General features: G+C 74.9%; 21 protein-coding genes. 5 read left to right on the forward strand and 16 right to left on the reverse strand.

What is annotated here, in order from left to right; genetic code table 11:
• Positions 1-60 precede the first annotated feature (60 nt).
• From CRP39_RS21190 to CRP39_RS21235, 10 genes are all read right to left on the reverse strand, one after another.
• A complete protein-coding gene (locus CRP39_RS21190; RefSeq protein WP_216359847.1) occupies positions 61-2,310 on the reverse strand; it encodes a hypothetical protein in 2,250 nt (749 codons plus the stop codon).
• Positions 2,307-2,726 carry a GtrA family protein gene (locus tag CRP39_RS21195; protein ID WP_216359848.1) on the reverse strand — a complete coding sequence of 140 codons (420 nt, stop codon included), beginning with the start codon at positions 2,724-2,726 and terminating at the stop codon, positions 2,307-2,309. Before CRP39_RS21195 ends, CRP39_RS21190 begins: the two co-directional genes overlap by 4 nt.
• On the reverse strand, positions 2,717-3,901 hold the full coding sequence (locus CRP39_RS21200; RefSeq protein ID WP_097208355.1) for a glycosyltransferase family 2 protein: 1,185 nt from the start codon (positions 3,899-3,901) through the stop codon (positions 2,717-2,719). Before CRP39_RS21200 ends, CRP39_RS21195 begins: the two co-directional genes overlap by 10 nt.
• Positions 3,902-3,973: 72 nt before the next feature.
• A complete protein-coding gene (manA, locus tag CRP39_RS21205; RefSeq protein WP_097208356.1) occupies positions 3,974-5,149 on the reverse strand; it encodes a mannose-6-phosphate isomerase, class I in 1,176 nt (391 codons plus the stop codon).
• 199 nt (positions 5,150-5,348) lie between these two features.
• Positions 5,349-7,091 (reverse strand): glycerol-3-phosphate dehydrogenase/oxidase, encoded by a 1,743-nt coding sequence (locus CRP39_RS21210; RefSeq protein WP_097208357.1) that lies wholly within the window; start codon positions 7,089-7,091, stop codon positions 5,349-5,351.
• A 22-nt stretch (positions 7,092-7,113) separates the two neighbouring features.
• A complete protein-coding gene (locus CRP39_RS21215) occupies positions 7,114-8,067 on the reverse strand; it encodes a DUF808 domain-containing protein (RefSeq protein WP_097208358.1) in 954 nt (317 codons plus the stop codon).
• A gap of 101 nt (positions 8,068-8,168) precedes the next feature.
• A complete protein-coding gene (locus CRP39_RS21220) occupies positions 8,169-9,314 on the reverse strand; it encodes an SIS domain-containing protein (RefSeq protein ID WP_097208359.1) in 1,146 nt (381 codons plus the stop codon).
• Positions 9,311-9,508 carry a Trm112 family protein gene (locus tag CRP39_RS21225; protein ID WP_097208360.1) on the reverse strand — a complete coding sequence of 66 codons (198 nt, stop codon included), beginning with the start codon at positions 9,506-9,508 and terminating at the stop codon, positions 9,311-9,313. The genes CRP39_RS21220 and CRP39_RS21225 overlap by 4 nt, the downstream gene beginning before the upstream one ends.
• The gene (locus CRP39_RS21230) at positions 9,505-10,869 is read right to left on the reverse strand and encodes a phosphomannomutase/phosphoglucomutase (RefSeq protein ID WP_097208361.1); all 1,365 of its coding nucleotides are present in this window, start codon (positions 10,867-10,869) and stop codon (positions 9,505-9,507) included. Before CRP39_RS21230 ends, CRP39_RS21225 begins: the two co-directional genes overlap by 4 nt.
• Before the next feature lie 78 nt (positions 10,870-10,947).
• On the reverse strand, positions 10,948-11,349 hold the full coding sequence (locus CRP39_RS21235) for a DUF3499 domain-containing protein (RefSeq protein WP_221201485.1): 402 nt from the start codon (positions 11,347-11,349) through the stop codon (positions 10,948-10,950).
• 146 nt (positions 11,350-11,495) lie between these two features.
• On the opposite strand from CRP39_RS21235, the gene CRP39_RS21240 reads away from it, so the two are divergent.
• Positions 11,496-11,951: a metallopeptidase family protein gene (locus CRP39_RS21240; protein WP_097208363.1), complete on the forward strand. Its 456-nt coding sequence runs from the start codon at positions 11,496-11,498 to the stop codon at positions 11,949-11,951.
• Positions 11,952-12,014: 63 nt separating this feature from the next.
• On the opposite strand, the gene CRP39_RS21245 is transcribed toward CRP39_RS21240, so the two are convergent.
• Positions 12,015-12,896 carry a phosphotransferase gene (locus CRP39_RS21245; RefSeq protein ID WP_097208364.1) on the reverse strand — a complete coding sequence of 294 codons (882 nt, stop codon included), beginning with the start codon at positions 12,894-12,896 and terminating at the stop codon, positions 12,015-12,017.
• An 80-nt stretch (positions 12,897-12,976) separates the two neighbouring features.
• On the opposite strand from CRP39_RS21245, the gene CRP39_RS21250 reads away from it, so the two are divergent.
• Positions 12,977-14,023, forward strand: coding sequence for a hypothetical protein (locus tag CRP39_RS21250; protein ID WP_143426718.1), 1,047 nt, complete (start codon positions 12,977-12,979; stop codon positions 14,021-14,023).
• Here CRP39_RS21250 and CRP39_RS21255 read toward each other — a convergent pair.
• Positions 13,998-14,846, reverse strand: coding sequence for a hypothetical protein (locus CRP39_RS21255; RefSeq protein ID WP_097208366.1), 849 nt, complete (start codon positions 14,844-14,846; stop codon positions 13,998-14,000). The genes CRP39_RS21250 and CRP39_RS21255 overlap by 26 nt on opposite strands.
• 139 nt (positions 14,847-14,985) lie before the next feature.
• A complete protein-coding gene (locus tag CRP39_RS21260; RefSeq protein ID WP_097208367.1) occupies positions 14,986-15,324 on the reverse strand; it encodes a WhiB family transcriptional regulator in 339 nt (112 codons plus the stop codon).
• 229 nt (positions 15,325-15,553) lie between these two features.
• Between CRP39_RS21260 and cofD the strand changes: the two genes are divergently transcribed.
• The 3 genes from cofD (at position 15,554) to rfbA (ending at position 18,545) form a co-directional block, all read left to right on the forward strand.
• The gene (cofD, locus tag CRP39_RS21265) at positions 15,554-16,513 is read left to right on the forward strand and encodes a 2-phospho-L-lactate transferase (RefSeq protein ID WP_221201486.1); all 960 of its coding nucleotides are present in this window, start codon (positions 15,554-15,556) and stop codon (positions 16,511-16,513) included.
• Positions 16,514-16,586: 73 nt separating this feature from the next.
• Entirely contained in the window at positions 16,587-17,636 is a 1,050-nt protein-coding gene (locus CRP39_RS21270) for a coenzyme F420-0:L-glutamate ligase (protein ID WP_097208369.1), read from the forward strand.
• A 39-nt stretch (positions 17,637-17,675) separates the two neighbouring features.
• Positions 17,676-18,545: a glucose-1-phosphate thymidylyltransferase RfbA gene (gene rfbA / locus CRP39_RS21275; protein WP_097208370.1), complete on the forward strand. Its 870-nt coding sequence runs from the start codon at positions 17,676-17,678 to the stop codon at positions 18,543-18,545.
• Positions 18,546-18,619: 74 nt separating this feature from the next.
• On the opposite strand, the gene CRP39_RS27280 is transcribed toward rfbA, so the two are convergent.
• The 3 genes from CRP39_RS27280 to CRP39_RS21290 form a co-directional block, all read right to left on the reverse strand.
• Positions 18,620-18,925 carry a hypothetical protein gene (locus tag CRP39_RS27280; protein WP_143426719.1) on the reverse strand — a complete coding sequence of 102 codons (306 nt, stop codon included), beginning with the start codon at positions 18,923-18,925 and terminating at the stop codon, positions 18,620-18,622.
• Between the two features lie 57 nt (positions 18,926-18,982).
• Positions 18,983-20,500, reverse strand: a complete 1,518-nt coding sequence (locus CRP39_RS21285; protein ID WP_143426720.1) for a hypothetical protein — start codon at positions 20,498-20,500, stop codon at positions 18,983-18,985.
• Positions 20,501-20,778: 278 nt separating this feature from the next.
• The gene (locus tag CRP39_RS21290) at positions 20,779-22,053 is read right to left on the reverse strand and encodes an Rv1352/Rv1906c domain-containing protein (RefSeq protein WP_143426721.1); all 1,275 of its coding nucleotides are present in this window, start codon (positions 22,051-22,053) and stop codon (positions 20,779-20,781) included.
• Between the last annotated feature and the right edge of the window lie 85 nt (positions 22,054-22,138).

Below are 22,138 nucleotides of genomic sequence, written 5' to 3' on the forward strand. Positions count from 1 at the left end.
TGAGTTGACCGGCGGGTGTGCTGCCGTGCCGGTCCGGTGTGGCGCTGCGTCGGCGAACCGTCACGGACGGGTGGGACGACGGCGACGGCGGCCCCACCACCAGACGGCGGACTGGACGAGCACCACCAGCGCGGCGGCCCCGGCGGCGAGGGCACCGGCCCGCAGTCCGGGTGCCCGGTACTCCACCACGAGCGTGTGCTCGCCGGCCGGGACCTCGACCGCCAGCAGGCCCACCGGGCCGTCGACCACCGTGGTCGGCCGGCCGTCGACGGTGGCGGTGTAGCCGGGCCAGGCCAGGCGGGTGAACAGCAGACGGCCGGCGTCCTCGGCGCGGTAGCGGACCTCCTCGCGCTGCGCGGTGGCGGAGTCGGCGAGGACGTCGGTCCCCGGCGACGCCCACGACACGCGGCCGTCGTCCGCCAGGGGCTCCTCCCGCACCCACACCACGCGGGCCGGCGTCTCGAGCGCCACCCGCCACCCCGGAGGCGGCCCGGCCTCCACGACGTCCGGCCGAAGTGACCGCTGCACGACCAGCGTCGACACCTCCATGGCGTCGACCAGCGGGACGTCGTAGCCCGGGCCGGCCGGCTGCCAGACGCGGTCGACCGCCTCCGGGCAGACCGCCCCCCGGTAGTCCATGCACAGCTCGGCGGTGAACTCGCGGAACCCGATGCCGCTGTAGCTGGTCACCGTGGACGCCCCGGCCGCCCGCGGCAGGTTGCCGAAGAGGATCTCGCCGCCGCGCATCTGCTCGGTGGTGACGTCGGCCAGGGCGGCCAGTTGCAGGACCGTGCCCTCGTACGCGGACATGCCCTCCGCCGCCTCGGCCAGGTCGTAGGCGGGCAGGACCGGCGGGGGGCTGCCCTCCGGACGGGCCGGGAACACGCTCGTCTGGAAGGTCAGGACGGCGGCGGTGCCGAGGACCACCACGGCACCCAGCGCGGGCAGCCCGCGGCGGCGACCGGCCAGCACGGCGAGCGCGGTGAACACACCGACGAGCAGCACGCCGGCCAGGTGGACCCCGCCGAGACCGGCCGGCTGCGCCGCCCACGCCAGGTAGGCCCCGCCGACGACGACCGCTCCGCTGAGGACCGCGCGGCGGCGCACACCATCCGTCGCGAGCCCGGCGGTCAGGACGACGGCCACGAGGACCGCGACCGGCAGCCACAGGTACTCGACCAGGCGCACCGGCCAGCGGAACAGCCAGAGGTTGGACGGGCCCAGCGTGGCCAGCAGGTACCAGCCGAGCACGACGAACACGCTGACGAGCATGCGGGCGCGGCGGCGCAGCCGGTCCCAGCGCAGCCACGGCAGCAGCGGCAGGACGAACCAGGCGAGGTACGTGGAGGGGACGCTCTCCAGCAGCGCGCCGTTCCAGTTGGTGATCGAGGGCAGGTAGCTCGGGGAGCTGGCCGCGGCGAGGTCGCCGAGGTCGGGCACGAGGAACGTGTCGTTGACGACGTCGGCCAACTGCTCCCGCGAGGACACCGGGGTCGCACCCAGCAGCGGCAGGAAGACCAGCAGGGCCACCGTCCCGACGCAGACCCCCACCACGGCCAGGTGAGCCAGCCGGCCCCACTGGCGGCGGACGAGCAGGTCGATGCCGAGCGCAGCCACCACGACCGCCAGCCCGAGGGGGCCGTAGGGGTTGCCGGTGGTGACCGCGAGGAACCCGAAGAGGAACGGGACCACCGGGCTGAGCCGGCCCCGGGTCAGCCGGTGTGCGGACCACCAGAAGTGCGTGACCCAGGTGAAGGCCATCAGCCCGGCCGGCCACCCGGAGGCCTCGTACCAGAGGGTGAAGCCGGCGACCGGCAGGGCCGTCGCCACCACGGCCGCCGGCCACCGGGCGGCACCGTAACCGCGGGCGAGCAGGAACACGCCCATGGCGAGCACGCCGAGGAACTCGACCATCACGACGAACGCGGCCAGCGACAGGTTGTCGAAGGTCGAGACGAGCAGGGAGTTGAGCAGGACGACGGGGTTCCAGATGCCGGTCAGCGCCTCGGCGGCGTAGTTGCCGCCCACCCAGCCGGCCGGGTCCATGGCCGGCCACTGCCCGGCGCGAAGCTGCTGGCCGAACAGGTGCCACAGCGGGGCGAACTGCTCGTGCTGGTCGCCAACGTAGTAGAAGAAGTCGCCGCGCCACTGCGGGATGACGCCCAGCGCCCACACCAGCGCTCCGACGCCCCAGGCGACCAGCCACTCCGGCACCCGCCGGCGCCGCCGAGGTGCCGGCCCGGTTCCCGCGTCGACGGCGGCTCCGGGCGGCGCCACGGACGCCGGCTGCTCGTGCGTGCCGGCCGTCACCGGCCGTCCTCGCCGCCGGCGGCCACGGGCACCGGCCGCCGGCCGGCCAGCAGCCGCCGGGACAGCAGGTAGGTCACCGGGATCGCGGCCGCCGCGGCCACCAGCGGGGCGATGCGCTCACCCAGGCCGACCCACTCGACCAGCACCACCACCCCCACCGTCGTCATCACGTAGTTCGTCGCGTTGGTCAGCGGCCAGAGCGCGAACTTCCGCCAGGTCGGCCGGGTGCGGAAGGTCCAGTAGCAGTTGAGGAAGAACGACACGACCATCGCCACCGCGATGGCGCTCAGGTGGGCGGCCAGGTAGTGCATGACCGTGCGCAGCAGCAGGTAGGTGCCGTAGTAGACCCCGGTGTTCACGACACCGACGGCGGCGAAACGGACGACGGGACGCAGGCGGGCCGGGATCACCTCCACGGCGCGGTGTCCCCGGGGGCCGCGCCCCCGTCGACGGCCGGTCGTGTGCCGCTCCCCCCATCGACCCGGTGCGCGGGCCGTGCGCTCCCCGCACCCGGGGGCGGCAGTGGCGCGCGCGGAGTGCCCACCGGTGCGCGCCGCGCCGCGCCGTCGGTGATGCCGTCGGTGATGCCGTCGGTGGCGACGTAGTTGCCGACCACGACGGTGCTGCGTGCCGGTGCCCGGGTACGCCGCGGCCGGACGGTCGGCTCGTGGTTGTCGCTGGACTCGGCGACGAGGAAGTGGGGTCGCTGCTTGGACTCGTAGTAGATGCGGCCGACGTACTCGCCGATCACCCCGAGGAAGAGCAACTGCAGCCCGCCCAGTCCGATGACCGCGGCCACGAGCGTGATGTACCCGGGCACGGTGACGCCGTCGACGATGGCCGCCACCACGAGGAACGCGGTGTAGCCGAACGCCAGCGCGGTGACCACGAGGCCCACGTAGATCGCCAGCCGCAGCGGGGCGTTGTTGAACGACATCACGCCGTCGATGCCGTAGTTGAGCAGCCGGCGCAGCGTCCAGCGGCTCGCGTCCCCGCCGTACCGGGCCTCGTTGCGGTAGTCGATCGTGGCCGTCGGGAAGCCGATCCAGGCGAACAGGCCCTTGGAGAAGCGGTTGTACTCGCCCAACTGCAGCAGCGCGTCCACCGCGCGTCGACTGAGCAGCCGGAAGTCGCCGACGCCGTCCTCGATCCGGACCTCGACGAGGGAGTTCACCAGCCGGTAGTAGGTCCGCGAGAGCAGCGTGCGGCCGAACGCGTCGCCGTCGCGGGTCCGGCGGGCCACCACCTGGTCGTGGCCCTGGCGGTGCAGCTCGAGCATGTCCGCGATCAGCCGCGGGGGGTGCTGGAGGTCGGCGTCCATGATCACGACGGCGGCGCCCAGTGCGTAGGCGAGGCCGGCCAGCATCGCCGACTCCTTGCCGAAGTTCCGGCTCAGCGACACGTAGCGCACCCGGCGGTCCTCGGCGCTGAGCTGCCGCAGGACCTCGACCGTCCGGTCGCTGCTGCCGTCGTCGACCAGCACGATCTCGAGGTCGACCCCGGTGGGCTCCACCGCCGCCCGGACCCGGTCCACCAGTTCCGAGAGCACGTGCTCCTCGTTGTGGCAGGGCACGACGACGGACAGCAACATGGACGCCATCCTCCCGGAACGGGAGCCGACATGCAGGCGTCCCCTGCGCGGTGGGGTCCACCGGCGCGGACGTCAGCGCAGCTGTGTGGTGGTGCGGTACAGCACGGCCGGCCCGCGGGCGCTGATCGGCTCCCCGGCGGAGACGAACGCCGACTGGCCCTTCTCGAGCACCAGCTCGCCGTCGGCCGCGGCCAGCACGGCGCGCCCGTCGGTGCACAGCAGTACCTGCGGTCCGCGCGTGGTGAGCGTGCCGGACTGCTCGTCGAGCTGGACGTGGGTGAGGTCGAAGTCCTCCACCGGCACCGGGTAGCGCAGCCCGCCGGGGCCGAGGACGGGGTGGATGACCGGCACCCGGCCGTCCTTGAAGTCGAGCACCTCGATCAGCGCCGCGAGGTCGACGTGCTTGGCGGTCAGGCCGCCGCGCAGCACGTTGTCCGAGCTGGCCATGACCTCCACCCCGGCACCGCTGAGGTAGGCGTGCAGGTTGCCCGCGGGGAGGAACACCGCCTCACCCGGCGCCAGCTTGAGGTGGTTGCACATCAGCGAGATGACCACGCCCGGGTCACCCGGGTAGGTCTCGGCCAGCGTCGCGGCCCAGCGGTAGGTGTTGATGAACTCCGGGTCGTGGGCGGTCACGAAGCGGGCGGCCGCCTCGGCGACCGCCGCCACGAGGGAGGACCGGCGCCGGCCGGACAGGGCGAGCAGCTGCGGGATGGCCGCCCGCAGCCCGCCGCGCGCCAGGGCGGCGATCGTCGGCTTGAGCTCGGGCAGCTGCAGCTTGGCCAGGCAGTGCAGCGACTCCTCGACCGGCCGGAACCCGCACAGCGCCTCGAAGGTGGTGAGCGCGAGCAGGAGCTCGGGCTTGTGCCAGGGGTCCTTGAACGTCCGCGACGGGTCGTCGTGCGGGACCCCGGCGGCCTCCTCGGCAGCGAACCCGGCCGCAGCCTGCTCCATGGTCGGGTGCGCCTGCAGCGACAGGGGGGCGTCGGCGGCCAGCACCTTCATGAGGAACGGCAGCCGCGCGCCGAACCGCTCGACGACCGGCGCGCTCAGCAGCCGCACCGGCTCCTCGGCGATCGCCCGGTCCAGGGACCGCCCGTCGGCCAGCAGGCTCGGTTCGTCCGGGTGCGCCCCCATCCACAGCTCGGCGTGCGGGAGCTCGGAGGGGCTCGGCTGGCCGAGCAGCTCCGGGATGACGGTGCGACTCCCCCACGGGTAGAAGCGGACCGCACTGGTGAGCTGCCACATCGGTGACGAGGTTAGTGGTGAGTCGAGCACACCGGGTATGTCGGAACCATCACGTACCGGATGGAGCCCCGACCCGCATTGCTCCCCCGTTCGGGTCAGTCCCACCTCCCGATCCGGTCGGCTCCAGGAACTCCGAGCGTCGGACGGCCCCCTCCAGGGCGTCCCCGGACCTGCGAGGGGACCCAGGGGGGATCCCTCCTCACACGGCGGACCGCACGTCGGGCGCACCCAGCCGCGCGGCGTCGGCGGTGTGGTCGTCGGGCATCCGCTGGGACTCGCGCTCGGCGGCCACGCGGGCGCCGTAGTGCGCGATCTCACGCTCGATGCGATCGGCGTCCCAGCCCAGCGGTCCGGCCATCAGCTCGGCGACCGCCGGCGCCGACTCGGTGCCCCGGTGTGGGGTGGCGATGGACACCCGGGTGCGCCGGGTGAGCACGTCGTCCAGGTGGAGAGCCCCCTCGGCGGTGACCGCGTGCACCACCTCGGCGGCCAGGTGGGCCGGCGCCCCGGGTAGCGGCCGACCCAGCGCCGGGTCGGCGCGCACCAGCGCCAGCACCTCGGTCACCTGGTCGCCGTGGCGGTGCAGCAACCGGTCGACGGCGTCCTCGGGCAGGCCGCTGGCGGCGGCGAGCTCGGCGGCGCGACCCTCGACGGCGTCCCAGCGGTGCGCGCCCACGAGCGGCAGGTGCGCGGTCCGGGACGGGGGGACGCCGGGCAGCCCGGCGGTCGCCGCGTCGACGGCGTCGGCCGCCATCACCCGGTAGGTCGTGTACTTGCCGCCGGCCACGAGCACCAGCCCGGGAACGGGCGTGACGACGGCGTGCTCGCGGGACAGCCGGCTGGTCTGGTCGGCCTCACCGGCCAGCAGCGGCCGCAGCCCGGCATAGACCCCGACGACCTGGTCGGCGGTGACCGGTGTCGACAGCACGCGGTTGACCTGGTCGAGCAGGTAGCCGATGTCGGCGCTGCTGGCCGCCGGGTGGTCGCGGTCGAGCTTCCACGGGGTGTCGGTGGTGCCGATGAGCCACTGTGCGCCCCACGGGATCACGAACAGCACGCTGGTCGGCGTCCGCAGGATGAGCCCGGACCGCTCGCCGTCCGGGACGTCCCCGACGTCGATCGCCGACCGGGGCACGACCAGGTGCACGCCCTTGGACGCGCGCACCCGCAGGCTGGGTGCGGACCCGCCGAGCATCGCGCCGATGTCGTCGCTCCACACGCCGGTGGCGGCGACCACGCTGCGGGCCCGCACGGTGAACGCCGACCCGTCGGTCAGGTCGGACACCCGCACGCCGACCACCGGGGCGCTGCTGCCGTCGCCGTCCCGGAGCAGCCCGGTCACCCGGGCGCTGGAGAGCGCCCGTGCCCCGTAGCCGGCCGCCGTCCGGACGACGGCGAGCGTGTGCCGGGCGTCGTCCACCTGCGCGTCCCAGTACCGGATGGCGCCGACCACCGCGTCGGGGCGCAGCGCCGGGAAGGCCGCCAGCGTCGCCCGCCGGGACAGGTGCCGGTGGGAGGGGACGACCCGCTCGGCGTCCAGCGCGGAGCTCAGGACGTCGTACAGCGCGACCCCGGCGCCGTAGTAGGCGCGTTGCCAGGCCGGGGCGGTGAGCGGGAGCAGGAACGACAGCGGCCGGACCAGGTGCGGGGCGATCGTCTGCACCAGCCGCGCGCGCTCGTGCAGCGCCTCCCGCACCAGGGGGAACGCCAGTTGCTCCAGGTAGCGCAACCCGCCGTGGATGAGCTTGCTGGAGCGGCTGGAGGTGCCGGCCGCCCAGTCGCGGGCCTCGACCAGCCCCACCGACAGGCCCCGGCTGGCGGCGTCCAGGGCGGCACCGGCGCCGGTCACGCCCCCGCCGACCACGAGCACGTCGACGACGCCGTCGGCCAGGGCCGCCCGGTCGGCCCGTCGGCGCTCCGGCGACAGGTGCGTGCGGCTCATGCCCCCAGCGTGCCCTGGTCGGTCAGGCGTGGGCCCCGCCGCCGGAGCGGGCCTTCCACCGGTGCACCGTGAGGTTCATGACGAGCACGATCAGCAGGCCGACGACGAGACCGAGCAACGCGCTGCCGAGGGTGTTGACCAGCCAGCCCACGACCCCGCCGACGGCGCCGGTGGCCTCGTGCGCGGCCTCCTCCAGGTGGTGCACCGTCTCGTACAGGACGTGCAGGCCGAGCTCGTCGGTGCCCACCAGCAGGATGTGCCCGCCGACCCACAGCATCGCGGCGGTCCCGACGACGGTGAGCGCGGTCAGCAGCCGCGGCATCGCCTTCACCAGCCCGCGGCCGAGCCGGGCCACGCCCGTGCCGGAGCGCTGGGACAGGTGCAGACCGACGTCGTCCATCTTCACGATGAGACCGACGACGCCGTACACGAGGACCGTGATGCCGAGCGCGACGAGCGCGAGGATCACCGTCCGGGACAGGAACGGCTGGTCGACGACCTCGTTGAGCGAGATGACCATGATCTCGGCCGACAGGATGAAGTCGGTGCGGACGGCTCCGGACACGATGGTGTCCTCGTCCGGGGCCGCCTCCTCCCCCTCCGCGTGGGCGTGGGAGTGGCCGCGCAGCTTGTGCCAGACCTTCTCCGCGCCCTCGTAGGACAGGTAGGCGCCACCGATCATCAGGATCGGCGTGAGCAGCACCGGCAGGAACTGGCTGAGCAGCAGGATCGCCGGGAGGATGATCAGCAGCTTGTTGCGCAGCGAGCCCACCGCGATGCGCCGGATGATCGGCAGCTCGCGTTCCGCGGCCAGGCCGTGCACGTACTGCGGCGTGACGGCGGTGTCGTCGACGACCACACCGGCCGCCTTCACGCTGGCCCGCCCGGCGGCGGCGCCGATGTCGTCCACCGAGGCGGCGGCCGTGCGTGCCAGCAGGGCCACGTCGTCGAACAGGGCTACGAGTCCACCGGCCACGGGGCGTCCTTCCGGTCGGTCAGCACGCGCGTGCTGTGTCGGTCATGGTGGGCCGTCCGGCCGCGACCCGCACGGGCAGCGCGCCCCCGGCGGCGGCACGGTCAGCCGTGGGCCACCCGCTCGGCGTCCAGTGCCAGCGCCAGGTAGACGGCGGTGAAGTCGGCCACGGCCAGCTGTCGGGCCAGCCGCGGCAACCTGCCATACCGCTCCGGTTCCCCGTGCTCGGCCAGTCCACTCACCGGGACGTTGTTGCCCGCCGCGGTGCGCAGCGCCTCCTGCAGCGCCTCCCGCGCCGACCGCGGTTCACGCTCACCGGCGCCGTCGTGCTCGCCGGCGTCGGTGTCGCGGATGGTGATCAGCCGCAGGCGCCGGCCGGCGTCCTCGGCGCGGTCCCGGAAGAAGTCGTCGGCCCCCGCCTCGGGCGCCAGCGGGCCACGCAACACGGAGCAGGCGGCCACCCGTTGGTCGGGCATGCGGAACGTCGTGGCGGGCAGGCCGGCGAGGGTGGCCAGCTGGTCGGCGATGCGGATGGCGGCGGTGCCGGCGAGGGGCCCCTCGGCGGCGATCACCGGCAGCGCGTCGAGCAGCTCGAGCGCGAGGGTCTTGGCCGGGTTGACGAAGGAGTCCTGAGCGGGGCCGCACTCGCCGGCGACCTCGTCGAGTGCCGCCGCGATCGCCTCGAGGTCGGCGGCGCCCGGTGACAGCAGCTCCAGGTCGACGGCGAGCTTGAGCAGCGGGGTGAGCAGCGACCAGAGCGTGGTGTGCCGCACCCGGGACCGCGGCAGCGGGACGTAGGGGGCGCGGGCGGCAGAGCACGCCGCGCGCAGCGGGGCGTCCTCCGCACCGATGCCCAGCAGCGTCACCCCGCGGCGGGCGGCCTCGTAGGCCGGGGTCACCGCGTATCGGCCCGCCCCGGTCCGGGTGGCGACGACGGCGATGTCGCTGGGGCCGGTCCACACCGGCAGGTCCGGCCCGGGGACGACGTCGACCGTGACCGGGCTGGCCGGGCCGAGCAGGGCGCGCAGGACCGAGGCGGCGACCGCGCCCTCCCGCCGGGCGACGATGACCAGGCCGCGGGGACGGCCCCCGGCGGTGACCCGCCCGAGACCGGCCTCCTCGGTCAGCCGGGCGGTCTCCCGCACCTGCGCGCCGGCCCCGGCGACGGCCGGCAGGAGGCCGCGGGGGTCACGGGCGCGCAGCAGGTCGAGGTCGTCGAACACCTCCTCCGCGAGCTCGGGCGAGCTCATGCGCGGTGCCGCGCCTCGTCGAGCAGGAGCACCGGGATGCCGTCGCGGACGGGGAAGGCCCGGTCGCACGTCGTGCACAGCAGCTCGCCGGCCGCCTCGTCCACCGTCAGCGGGCTGTGGTGGGTGTCCGGGCAGGCGAGGATCTCCAGCAGGGCCGGGTCCAGGCCCAGCGGACCGGTGGGGGGCGTGGTCATGCGCGCACCATCTCCAGCACTCGATCGCGCAGCTCGGTCATCCGCGCCGTGTCGGGCGCCTCGACGTTGAGCCGCAGCAGGGGTTCGGTGTTGCTGGCCCGCAGGTTGAACCAGGAGCCGTCGGGCAGTTCGACCGTCAGCCCGTCGAGCTCGTCGACGGTGACGCCGTCCTCGTCCTCGAAGGCCGCCCGCACGGCCTTCGCGCGTCCGGCGGCGTCGGCGACGGTGGAGTTGATCTCACCCGAGGCGGCGTACCGGCTGTAGGCGGCGGTCAACTGCGACAGCGGGCGGCTCTGCTCCCCCAGCGCGGCGAGCACGTGCATGGCGGCGAGCATGCCCGTGTCGGCCCGCCAGAAGTCCCGGAAGTAGTAGTGGGCGGAGTGCTCGCCCCCGAAGACGGCGTCGGTGCGGGCCATCTCCGCCTTGATGAACGAGTGCCCGACGCGCGTGCGCACCGGCTCACCACCGTGCTCGCGGACGATCTCGGGGACCGCCCGCGAGGTGATCAGGTTGTGGATGACCGTCGTCCCGTGGCCCTTGGCCAGCTCGCGCACCGCGACTAGCGCGGTGATCGCCGAGGGGCTCACCGGCTCGCCGCGCTCGTCGACGACGAACACCCGGTCGGCGTCGCCGTCGAAGGCCAGGCCGATGTCGGCACCGGTGCGGCGCACCTCGGCCTGCAGGTCGACGAGGTTGGCCGGGTCCAGCGGGTTCGCCTCGTGGTTGGGGAAGGACCCGTCGAGCTCGAAGTACATCGGCAGCACGGTCAGCGGCAGGTCGGCCAGGACGACGGGCACCGTGTGACCACCCATCCCGTTGCCGGCGTCGACGACGACCCGCAGCTGCCGGATCTGCGACAGGTCGACCAGCGACCGCAGGTGGGCGGCGTACCCGGCGAGCAGGTCGCGCTGGGCGATCGTCGCCGTCCGGTCCGGGACGCGGTCGTAGGTGTCGTGCTCGGCCCACTCGCGGACCGTGGCCAGCCCGGAGTCCTGGCCCACCGGCGCGGCCCCGGCCCGGCAGAGCTTGATGCCGTTGTACTGCGCCGGGTTGTGGCTGGCGGTGAACATCGCGCCGGGGACGCCGAGGGACCCGGCGGCGAAGTAGAGCAGGTCGGTGGAGCCCAGCCCCGCCTCGACGACGTCGAGACCACGGCTGAGCACGCCCTCGGCGAACGCCCGCGACAGGGGCACCGACGACTCGCGCATGTCGTGGGCGGTGACCACGGCGGTCGCGCCGCTCTCCTGCGCCATGAGCTCGGCGAACGCGGCGCCGATGCGCCGGGCGACACCTTCGTCCCACTCGTCGGGGACGACGCCACGGACGTCGTAGGCCTTGATGATCGAGGAGAGGTCCGCCACGCGAGCGACCCTAGAGGACCCCGTCCTCCTCACGGCCGCAGGCTCGGCGCGAGCCTCTGGTCGGGCCGGGCGGGGTCGTCAGGTGATGTCGGGCAGGACCCGCAGGTGGCCCCGGCGCGTGCCGCGGCCGTCGTCGGCCGGGTTGCGCGGGGGTTCGGGCCGGGCAGCCTCGCGGACCGCGTCGGCCAGGGCCAGCAGGTCGTCGCCGGTCGGGCCGGAGTCCTCGACGTCGATCTCGTGCCGGACGACCTCCCAGCCGCGCGGCACGGTCAGCCGCTCGGCGTGGAACTCGCAGAGGTCGTAGCTGTGCGGCTCCGAGAAGGTCGCCAACGGGCCGACGACAGCGGTCGACTCCGCGTACACGTAGGTCAGAGTCGCTGCCGCCGGTTGCGCGCAGCCGCTGCGCGAGCAGCGACGTGACTGCCTCACCACCGGTTCCTCACGCACCGCACAGTAGACGCGTACCGGGGTCGTTGGCATCAGGCACACCGCGATTCGCAGGCCCTGACGAACAGCAGCAGCCCCATGCTGCACGACGGTCCCGTGGACCCCTCCAGGACGCCACGACGGCCTCGACGCGCAGGACCGGCGGCTCTCCGTGCGCCCGCCGTACGCTCGCACTCGCCATGAGCCGATCCGCCCGTTCCCGCCGTGACCGGCACGGCCGCGGCCTGCGCGGGCGCCTGGTGCCCGACGGCGTCCCGCTGGCCCGCAGCCGCGCCGAGCAGTTCGACGACCTCGTGCTCGACGCGGTCGAGGACCTCGAGCGCCGGTGGGAGAAGGAACTGGCCGGCGTGGAGTTCGCCGTCGAGGACGTCCCCTGGGTGGAGCACACCAGCCCCGACGAGGTGGTCCTCGACGCCGACGTCCTCGACGACGGGAGCGTCCCGCTGGCCCGCGTGTTGCCGGCCCACCGGGAGGGCAGCCGCGAGGTGCCGCCGCGGATCGTCGTCTACCGGCGACCGCTGGAGCTGCGCGCCCACGACCGCGACGACCTCGCCGACCTGGTGCGCGACGTCGTCGTCGACCAGGTGGCGGTGCTGCTGGGCCGCGATCCCGAGGAGATCGACCCCACCGGGTGAAGGAGGACCCCCTGCCCCCACCGCTCGCGAGCTCGCGGCGGGCCCCTGCAGGGGGCCGTTCCATCACGTCACCACGGGGCTGCCGAGCTCGGCGGCGATGCCCCTCGCGTCGGCCAGCCGCGCCCGGCAGAAGGCGAGGTCCAGGCCGTCACCCCGGTCGGCACGGACCAGCCGGCCGGCGAGCTGCTCGAGGGCGACCGCGTGCCACAGCAGGCCGACGTCGGGCTCCTCCCAGCCGGCGGTGCGGTCCAGCACGACGCGGGCGATCCGGGCGCGGTCCTCGTCGCCGGGCGTGCTGGCCCAGAGGGTGAGCAGGTCACGGTGCCGCGGCCCCGAGCGGACGCCCGTCCACTCCAGCACGACCATCCGGCCCTCGTCGTCGAGGACGGCGTTGGCGGCGCGGAGGTCCCCGTGCGTCACCTCCGACAGCGGCAGCTGGGCGGCCGCCGCCCGCACCGCGCGCAGCTCGCCCAGCCGGACGCCGCCGCGCAGCAGCCGTCCGGTGTCACCCACGGAGGCCCGGGCCCGGCGCAGGGGCGACCGGGCCGGCGGCTGCCACGGACTGCCCGGCGGCGCGGGCAGTGGCGCGATGCGCATGGCGGCGTCGACGGCGGCCTCCGTCCAGCGCGGACCACCGGCCGGCGCGGGGTGGACGCGGCGGGACAGCAGCCACCGCCCGTCGTCAGCGGCGGCGACGACCTCCGGGACGCCGATCTGCCGCTCCTCGGCCCAGCGCCGGCCGCGCAGCTCCGCCCGCAGCCGGCGACGCCCGCTCTCGGTGACGGCGAGGTCGACCACCCGGTCGGCGAGGACGCCCTGCACGACACCCAGGGACGCGGACAGGTCCGTGACCCCGGTGAGCGGCTGCTCGACGCCGAGCTCGGCCAGCAGCGCCCCCACCCGCTCCCCGGCCGCACCCTCCGTCGTCGGCCCGTTGCTGCTCACCCGAGGAGCCTCCCAGTCCGCCGCCGACCCCGCACGGAGTGCGTCCGGGCGGGCGCGCGGCCCCTGGGATGCTTGCCGGGATGGACTCCTCCGCGCCGGCCGCCGTGCCCTGGATCGTGCTGGGCGTGGCGGTGCTGGCGCTGGCCGGGCTGGTCCCGCTCCTGCTGACCGGCCGCCGCAGCGGTGCCCGGACCCCCCGGCCGGTCCGCGAGGAGCCGGCCGTGACGCCGGCGACGCGCTTCCCGCACGACGACCTGCCCGGCTTCCTCGACGCACCCCCGGGCACGCCGCCCGCTCCCGCCGCCGCGCCGCCCCCGGCCCTCCCGGGCCTCGTTGGCCCCGACGGCCCCGACGGCGATGACACCCGGGACCGGGACGACGCGTCCGCTGCCGGCCGGGCGCTGGCAGCGATGGCCGCCGTCGCCCTGCTGCTGATCGGCGCCCTCGCCGCGGTCGCCGTGGGCACCCGCGACGACGACGTCCCCGCCGCCGAGCCGCCGGCCGCGAGCCCCCCTGCCGCCCCCACGACCGCCGGGACGCCCACCGGCACACCGCTGCCGGAGCTGCCCGGTGTCCCGGCCGAGCCGCTGCCGGGCGAGAGCGGCGCCGGGGCGCTGGCCGACCGGTCCGTGCCGCTCGGCGAGGACGGCGTCACCGCCACGCTGGGCTTCGGCGCGATCGTCGTCGAGCGGCACGCCGTGGGGGTGACCGTGGCCGAGCCGGTGGTCAGCGTGACCGCAACCGGGGACGCCGCCGCGGGTGACGGCGCGGCGCTGGCCCACGTGGCGCTGCCCACCTGGAACTGCCTGGCCGACGAACCGCCCGCCGACCCGGAGCGGGCCGGCTGCGTGCGGTCGACGACCGAGTACGCCGACCTGCCCTCCCCCGCCCTCGTCGTCACCCGGGACGACGATGCGCTCCGCCTGACCGGACGGTTCCCCAGCTACACCCGCCCGATCACCACCGCCCCGGCCTACACGGGGCGGGTGTACGAGCTGACCGTCACCGTCGCGCCGGCGGGCCCGGTGCGTGACGGCCGCGCGGTCGCGGAGGCGACGCTGTTCCTCGGCACCGACCGCACGACGACGACCCGGGACGGGCTCAACGTGATCCGGTACGCCGGCTGAGCGGACCGCCGGGAAGGGTCAGCGAGACGACCGGCGCGCCCATCTCGCGCGAGAGCCCACCCACCTCGGAGAAGCCCCACCAGGGCCTGCGGTCCGCGCCGTCGACGAGGGTGAGCAGCCCGGCCCGCAGCCGGTCCCCTTCGGGCAGGACGGCCAGCTCCACCTGTCCGATCGCGGCGTGCACCCGGGCGGCGGCCCGCAGCAGGAGACGCGCCCGGCGGTCGGGCTGCCGCGCCAGCAATTGCGGCAGCCACCGCTCCAGCTCGGCGGGATCGCGGGTGCGCCGCACCGCGCCGGCCTCGTCCAGCGCGTCGACCAGGCGGGTGCTGCGTGCGGTGGAGAAGGCCGCCTCGGGCCGCAGCCGCCCCAGCGCGCGCAGCGTGGGGTCGCCCAGGGGCAGCCCCGTCAGGCGCAGCGTCCACGGTCGGCCGAGCCGGTCCAGGCGGTCCAGGAGGCCGGCGGCCAGCTGCGTCGCCGCGGTGTCGTCCCGGACCGGGAGGCGGGCCGGCGCGTCCCCGGGCGGCACCGGCGCACCGTCGCCGAGGAGCGTGACGCCGACCCGGAGGCCGCGGCCGTCCACGACCAGGGCGGCCAGCGCGGCCGGCCCACCGCCGCGATCGGGATCGCGGTCGACCACCACCGCCACCGGTCGCGCACCCAGCCGGCGCCGGGCGGCGGCGACGTTGAGCACGGTGGTCAGCCAGGGCCCGCGGGCGGTGACCGGGGCCCGCACGGCGGCCTGCAGGGAGCCGGCGGCGCGCAGCTCGCGGACCACCTCGGCCCGTCCGGTCGCCGTCCTCGTGAGGGGCCCCCGTGTCGTCACACCCCGAATGGCACCACAGCCGCCGACGGGAGTCCGTCGGCGGCTGTGGAACTGCTCGCGGGTGGTGTCACGCTGCACTGTGTGCCGAGGCCCCGTCCCGGGGCCGCCCTGAGCCTGCGGAGGGTTGGGGAGTCCTCTCTCAGATGGCGCGGCGACGCAGCCGGCGGCGTTCCCGCTCGGAGAGCCCGCCCCAGATGCCGAAGCGCTCGTCGTTGGCCAGCGCGTACTCGAGGCACTCGGCCTTGACCTCGCAGCCGGTGCAGATCTTCTTGGCCTCGCGGGTCGAGCCGCCCTTCTCGGGGAAGAACGCCTCGGGATCGGTCTCGGCGCACAGCGCCCGCTCCTGCCACGACTGGGCGTCGGCCTCCAGGCCCACGCTCCAGATCCCGGAGAAAGCCGGCCCGGCAGCCTCCCGGCCACGGTCGGCGTTCCGCTCCGACGCACTCACGTAGTCGCTCAACCACGACACCTCTGCCATGACGATGCGTCCCCTCTCGCTCCCCCGGTGCGCGCCCTCCGGGTCGATCCCGGGCCGCTCGGCACTAGCTGACACCGCCGGAATTACACGCGTGTCGTTGCGTAGGCGTCAACTTCGCGCGGTGTAAGCGACTCGCCACACACGCCCCACTCGTCACACCCTGTTCGTCACTTCTCGTCCCACCCCTCGACACGCCCGGCAAACAGTCGACAACTGCCCATCGGGCACGATGACTTTCGTGCAGATCGTCGTGCTCGCCGGAGGGGTCGGCGGCGCCCGTTTCCTGGCCGGTCTCCGTGCCGCCGTCCCGGGTGCTCGGATCTCCGCCGTCGTCAACACCGGGGACGACGTCACGATGCACGGTCTGCGGATCTGCCCGGACCTCGACACCGTCATGTACACCCTCGGCGGCGGCATCGACCCCGACCGGGGCTGGGGTCGCCTCGGCGAGACCTGGACGGTCAAGGAGGAGCTGGCCGCCTACGGGGCCGAGCCCACCTGGTTCGGCCTCGGCGACCGCGACCTCGCCACGCACCTCGTGCGCACCCGGATGCTCGACGCCGGCTATCCGCTGTCCCAGGTGACCGCCGCGCTCGCCGACCGCTGGCAGCCCGGCGTCGAGCTGCTGCCGATGAGCGACCAGCGGGTCGAGACCCACGTGGTGGTGACCGACCCCGACAGCGGCCGGCAGCAGGCCATCCACTTCCAGGAGTGGTGGGTGCGCCACCGGGCCGCGCCACCGGCATCGGCCTTCGTGCAGGTGGGCGTGGACGCCGCCCGGCCCGCCGCGGGCGTCACCGAGGCGTTCGCCGCCGCCGACGCGGTGCTGCTGGCGCCGTCCAACCCGGTGGTGTCGGTGGGGACGATCCTCGGGGTGCCCGGGCTGCGCGCGGCGCTGCTGGCCACGCCGGGGCGGGTCGTCGGGGTCTCCCCCGTCGTCGCGGGCAGCGTGGTCCGCGGGATGGCCGACCGCTGCCTGCCGGTGGTCGGGGTGGAGGTCAGCGCGGAGGGCGTCGGCCGGCACTACGGCGCCCGCTCCGCCGGCGGGCTGCTGGACGCCTGGCTGGTGCACACCGGTGACCGGGCCGACGTCCCCGGCGTGGACGTCCGCGCCGTCCCCCTGCTGATGACCGACCCCGACGCCACTGCCGCGATGGCGCGCGCCGCCCTGGACGCCGCCGGTGTCTGAAGAAGGACCCCGTCCTCCCCACCGCTCGCACGCTCGCGGCGGTGCCCGGGACGGGGCCGCCCGAGAGGGATCCGTGCCTCTGGCCGGCATCTCGATCCACCCGGTCGCCGGGCTGCCGGAGTTCGCCCCGGGCGACGACCTCGCCGCCGCGATCGCCGGCGCCGCGCCCTGGCTGGCCGACGGCGACGTCGTCGTCGTCACCTCCAAGGTGGTCTCCAAGGTCGAGGGCCGGCTGGTGCACGTGGAGCCCGGGACCGACCGGGAGGCCGCCCGGCAGCGGGCGATCGACGCCGAGACCGTCCGGGTGGTCGCCCGGCGCGGACCGCTGAAGATCGTGGAGACGCGGCAGGGCTGGGTGGTGGCCGCGGCCGGCATCGACGCCTCGAACGTCCCCGGCGACGCCCTCGTCCTGCTCCCGGCCGACGCGGACGCCTCCGCGCGGGGCCTGCGGGCGCGGCTGCGGGAGCTGCTCGGCGTCACCGTCGGCGTGGTGGTCAGCGACACGTTCGGGCGCACCTGGCGGGAGGGGCTCACCGACGTCGCGGTGGGCTCGGCCGGGGTGCCGGCGCTCATCGACCACCGCGGGGACGTCGACGTCCACGGCAACCGGCTGGAGACCACCCAGGTGGCCCTCGTCGACGAGCTGGCGGCCGCCGCGGACCTGGTGAAGGGCAAGCTCGGCGGGCTCCCGGTGGCCGTCGTCCGCGGCCTGACCGTGACCGCGCCGGCGGAGGACACCGGCACCCGGCCGCTGGTCCGCCTGGGCCCCGGCGACCTCTTCCGCTACGGCAGCCGTGACCTCGTGGGGTCGCGCGCGCCGGCGGCGGACCTCGTGCCCCGCCCCGGCGAGCTGGACGCCGTCGCCGAGGCGTTCCGCGTCGCCGGCGCCGCGCTGCCGGAGTTCCCCGTCGTGGTGCGCTACGGCGGGGAGGACGACGGCGTGGTCGACATCCACCTGCCCGAGCGGGCCACCACGACGACCGCGCTGAACCTCGGGGCGCTCATCGGCGCGGTCGTCGTCCAACTGCACGCCGAGGGCTGGACGACGCGCTGGGAGCCGGTCGGGACACCCGGCGGCACCTCTCTCGTCGGGAGGCTGTGGCTGGGGAGCCCTCCGGACTGAGCCGTGGTGGCGTCGTCGCACTCGGTAGGGTCGTCCGCCATGCGCGGGATCATCCTGGCGGGCGGTACGGGGAGTCGGCTCTTCCCCATCACGCAGGCCGTGAGCAAGCAACTGATGCCCGTCTACGACAAGCCGATGGTCTACTACCCGCTCTCGACGCTGATGATGGCCGGCGTCCGCGAGGTCCTGGTGATCACCACGCCCGGTGACCAGGAGGCGTTCCGGCACCTGCTCGGCGACGGCAGCCGGATCGGGATGAGCATCGAGTACGCCGCCCAGCCGCGGCCGGAGGGGCTCGCCCAGGCCTTCGTGATCGGCGCGGACTTCATCGGGGAGTCGTCGGTGGCGCTCGTCCTCGGCGACAACATCTTCTACGGCGCCGGCCTCGGCACCGCGCTCTCCCGCCAGCCCGAGCCCGACGGCGGGCACGTCTTCGCCTACCACGTGGCCAACCCGCAGGACTACGGCGTCGTGGAGTTCGACGCCGCCGGGCGCGTGCTCTCCATCGAGGAGAAGCCGGCGCGGCCGAAGAGCTCTTACGCCGTCCCGGGCCTGTACTTCTACGAGAACTCGGTCGTCGACGTCGCCCGCGGCATCACGCCCAGCGCGCGCGGCGAACTGGAGATCACCGCGGTCAACGACCACTACCTGCAGCAGGGCCGGCTCACGGTCACCGCGCTGGACCGGGGCACCGCCTGGCTGGACACCGGGACGTTCCAGTCCCTGCGCCAGGCCACCGAGTTCGTCTCCGTCGTCGAGGACCGTCAGGGCCTGAAGATCGGCTGCATCGAGGAGGTCGCCTGGCGGCAGGGCTGGCTGGACGACGACGGTCTCCGGCGGGCGGCCGAGCCGCTGGGCAAGAGCGGTTACGGCGACTACCTGCTGCACCTGCTGGTCGAAGGGCGCTGACCCGCCTGGACCTGCCGCGGCGGACGGGTCCCCGGGCCACGGGTCACCGCTCCTGGCAGCTCGGCAGCAGGTGTTCAGGAAAGGGTCTCGCAGGCGATGAGGTCGCCGTCCACGTCCAGCCCGGCCACGTCGCCGTAGTAGGGGTGGTAGCGGTTGAACCACTCCTGGGCCTGCTCCTGCATCGCGAAGTCCGGACAGTTGACGGCGTCACCCGGGTTCGGCGGCACGCCGCCCGCATCACGGCGGACGCCGAGGGTGCCGTTGCCGTCCCAGTCCCCCACCAGGACGACGTCGCCCGGGTTGCCGTAGGCGAAGCTGACGGCCGCTCGGCCCGAGCTGTTGCCGTTGCGGGCGTGGAAGGCGATCCCACGCCTCACCATGAGCCTGTCGGTGCCGTGCCCGGAACAGGCCACGAGGGCCGCGGCGTACGCCGCCGGTCAGTCGCGGCGGCGGGCGCCCACGGCCACGGTCACCGCGAGGCCGAGGCCGACGAACCCGGCCAGGGACCCGGCGATGATGCCGACACCGTCGGCATCCAACAGACCAGCGGGCACGGCGGATGCCGCGGGCTGCAGGCCGTCGACGACGACCTGCTCGTCGACGGCTCCGGCGGGCCGCTGCGCACCGGTGCCGGCGGACGGCGTCGGGACGGCGCGCCGCTCCTGGTTCCAGGGCACGTGTCGATCGCCGGCCGCGGCCGGCTCCACCACCGGGGGCGTCACCTCCGCCGGCGCCGAGGTCACCGCGGGAGCCGGCGACTCCACCAGGGGAGCACCCTCAGCAGGGGACGACGTCGCGGCCGCAGCCGGGACCTCGATGGGGACCACGGCCTCCACCGGGGCCGCGGCCTCCACCGGAGCGGGGGCGGCCGCGACGACCGGGGGCTTGAGCACCGCCGCCGGCTCCGCGGAATCGGGGGTCTGGACGGCGGGCGCTGGCAGGGACTCGGTCGTCCCCGCGGCCGGGCTCTCGACCGGCTCCGTGGTCTCGCTCGGGGCCGTGGTCTCGCTCGGGACCGGACCGGGCTCGTCCGTCGGCGCGGGGGCCGCGGGCTCCGCAGGCGCGTCCTGGGCCGGGTCGTCGACCGACGCCGCGTCGTCAGGAGCGGTGTTCGAAGCCGGAGCCGACTCACCCGCGGGAGCCGACGTCTCCGTCGCGGGCTCGGGGTCTGCCTCGACCGTGTCGCCCGACGCGGACGCGCCCGAGTCGCCGGTGCCGCTGTCGTCCTCGTCCGAGGCGTCCTCGGTGGCGTCCTCGGGCTCGGTAGCCGGCACGGTCTCGGCCTGCCGGTGGGGCTCCAGCAGCCGGCCGGTCGGCAGCCCGGGGTCGGGCGCCGCGAAGGTCAGGACGATCTGGATCGAGGCGTCGTTCGCACCGGGCGTCTCGGCGACACCACCGTCGTGGTCGACGTCCTCGTCCGGCGTTCCCACAGGGACGTCGGCGGCGAGCGCAGGCGATCCCGAGACGGTTGAGGCGTCGGCGTCCCGTCGCGCGGCCTCGGCCGGCGTTCCCGCGGGAACGTCCGCGGGCACAGCGATCCCCGCCCCCTCGGAGGCGGTGGGCTCCTCGCCCTGCAGTACGCGGACCCGGGCGGCCACCCCGTCCCCCGACACGACGTGTGTCGCCGACGTCTCGCGGTCGGTCGCCGCCGTCAGCTCCTCGACAGTGCCCAGGTCGATCACGAGCGTGCTACCCGGGGGAACGGGGACGCGACCGACGTCCGCGCCCGGGGCCTCACCGGCGAGCACCGCGACGTCCACGTCGGTCACGCCCTCGGGGACGTGGAACAGCAGCTCGCCGCCGGCGTCGGCATGCGTGCAGGTCATGGTCGTCGCGTCGGCCGACAGGGCGCACGGCCCGGTGGCGCCGGCGACGGCGGCGTTCAGCAGCCCGGTGGTGACGAGGCCGCCGACTGCGGCGAGGGTCAGGGTCGAGCGGAGCGCAGCGCGTGACACGGAGGTACTCCCGGGTTCCGGCTGCCCACCCTCGGACCGGTCGGCCGTCGAGGGACCGCGGACGGCCATCGATACCCGAACGTTAGGAACTCGACTCAACACAGAGCGCCATGACACGCGTCCGCCCGCCGACGTTGGGACGACTGTGACGCCTGGGAACCTCTACGGCGGTGGCTCTCCGCCGATGCGCGTACAGCCCTGGAAGACGGCAGTGGCCACCGGGACCGCGGAGGTCCCGGTGGCCACTGGTGGACAGCCTCGTGGCACGAGGCCGACGGCTACCCGATGCGGGTCCAGGTCCCACAGCGGGCGCTGGAGAAGCCGGCGTCGGACGGCGCGATGGTGACGATCGTCGAGAAGTCGTTGGTGATGAGGTCGGAGAACTCCCCGGAGAAGCCGCGGAGGCGCTCCCAGTAGCACGAGTCCGGGTCCGCGTTGGACTGGTACGTCCCGGGCGCGATGTGCGTCCCGACCTGGTACATCCCGGCTCCGAAGACCGTCACCGGCGCGGGCGGGTAGCTGGCGGCGACGGGCCGCCAGGTGCCGCAGCGGCTCGACTTGAACCCGGCGTCCGTCGCCTCGATCGTCACGATGTCGGGTCCGCCGAAGTTGTTGGCGATGATCTCGTCGAAGGTGCCCCCGAAGCCGGAGAGCCGCTCCCAGTAGCAGGACTCGTCGGTCGGGCTGGAGCGGTAGGTCCCCGGGACGATGCCTCCGCCGCCGGTCCGGTGGGTGCCGTCGCCGAACGCGGTGTTCGGCGGCGGCGGCGGGACGCGGCGGACGCCGAGGGTGTCGATGCCGTCACCGTTCCAGTCCCCGGTGAACGCGGTGTCGCTGGGCTCGCCGTACCCGAACACCCGGTCGGCCGGGCCCGACGTCAGCGAGTGCCGCAGGAAGTAGGTGCTCCCGCGGCGGACACCCAGAGAGTCGCCGGCCTGGTCGTTCGACCAGCGCCCCACGAGCACGACGTCGCCGGGGTCGCCGTAGAAGAAGACGCTGCTGGCCACGCCGGTGTTCAGGTCGTTCTTCACGAAGTACTGGCCCCCGCGGCGCACCACCAGGGTGTCACTGCGGTTGCCGTCCCAGTCGCCGACGAGGACCGTGTCCCCCCAGTCGCCGTACACGAACTCGGTGTCCGCCCGGCCGGTGGTCACGCTGTTCTTGACGAAGAAGCGGTTGCCCCGTCGCACCGCCAGGGTGTCGGTGCCGTTGCCGTCCCAGTCCCCGATGAGCACCGTGTCGCCCGGGTCGCCGTACATGAACGAGGTGTCGGCCGGGCCGGAGGTCGCGCTGTTGCGCACGTGGAAGGTGTTGCCCCGCCGCACCAAGAGGGTGTCGGTCCCGTTGCCGTCCCAGTCGCCGACGTAGACCTCGTCCCCGTGGTCGCCGTAGACGAGCTCGATGTTCGCCTTACCCGAGAAGGAGTCGTTGAGGTAGTACTGCACCCCGGCGCCACCGACCGTCGTCCCCTGCGCCGACGCCGGACCGACTCCCGCCAGCACGCCCGTCGCGACGATCGCGGCCGCCAGGCCCGCGCGTGTTCCCCGTCTCATCCCTGCCCCCGATCAGGACGCCCCCATGGCGTCGACCGGCACCCTGACACGGAGATCTGACCGGACCGAACCGGACGGCGTCGAA

Origin of the sequence: Geodermatophilus sabuli, from assembly GCF_900215145.1 — a bacterium.
Classification (GTDB): Bacteria; Actinomycetota; Actinomycetes; order Mycobacteriales; family Geodermatophilaceae; genus Geodermatophilus; species Geodermatophilus sabuli.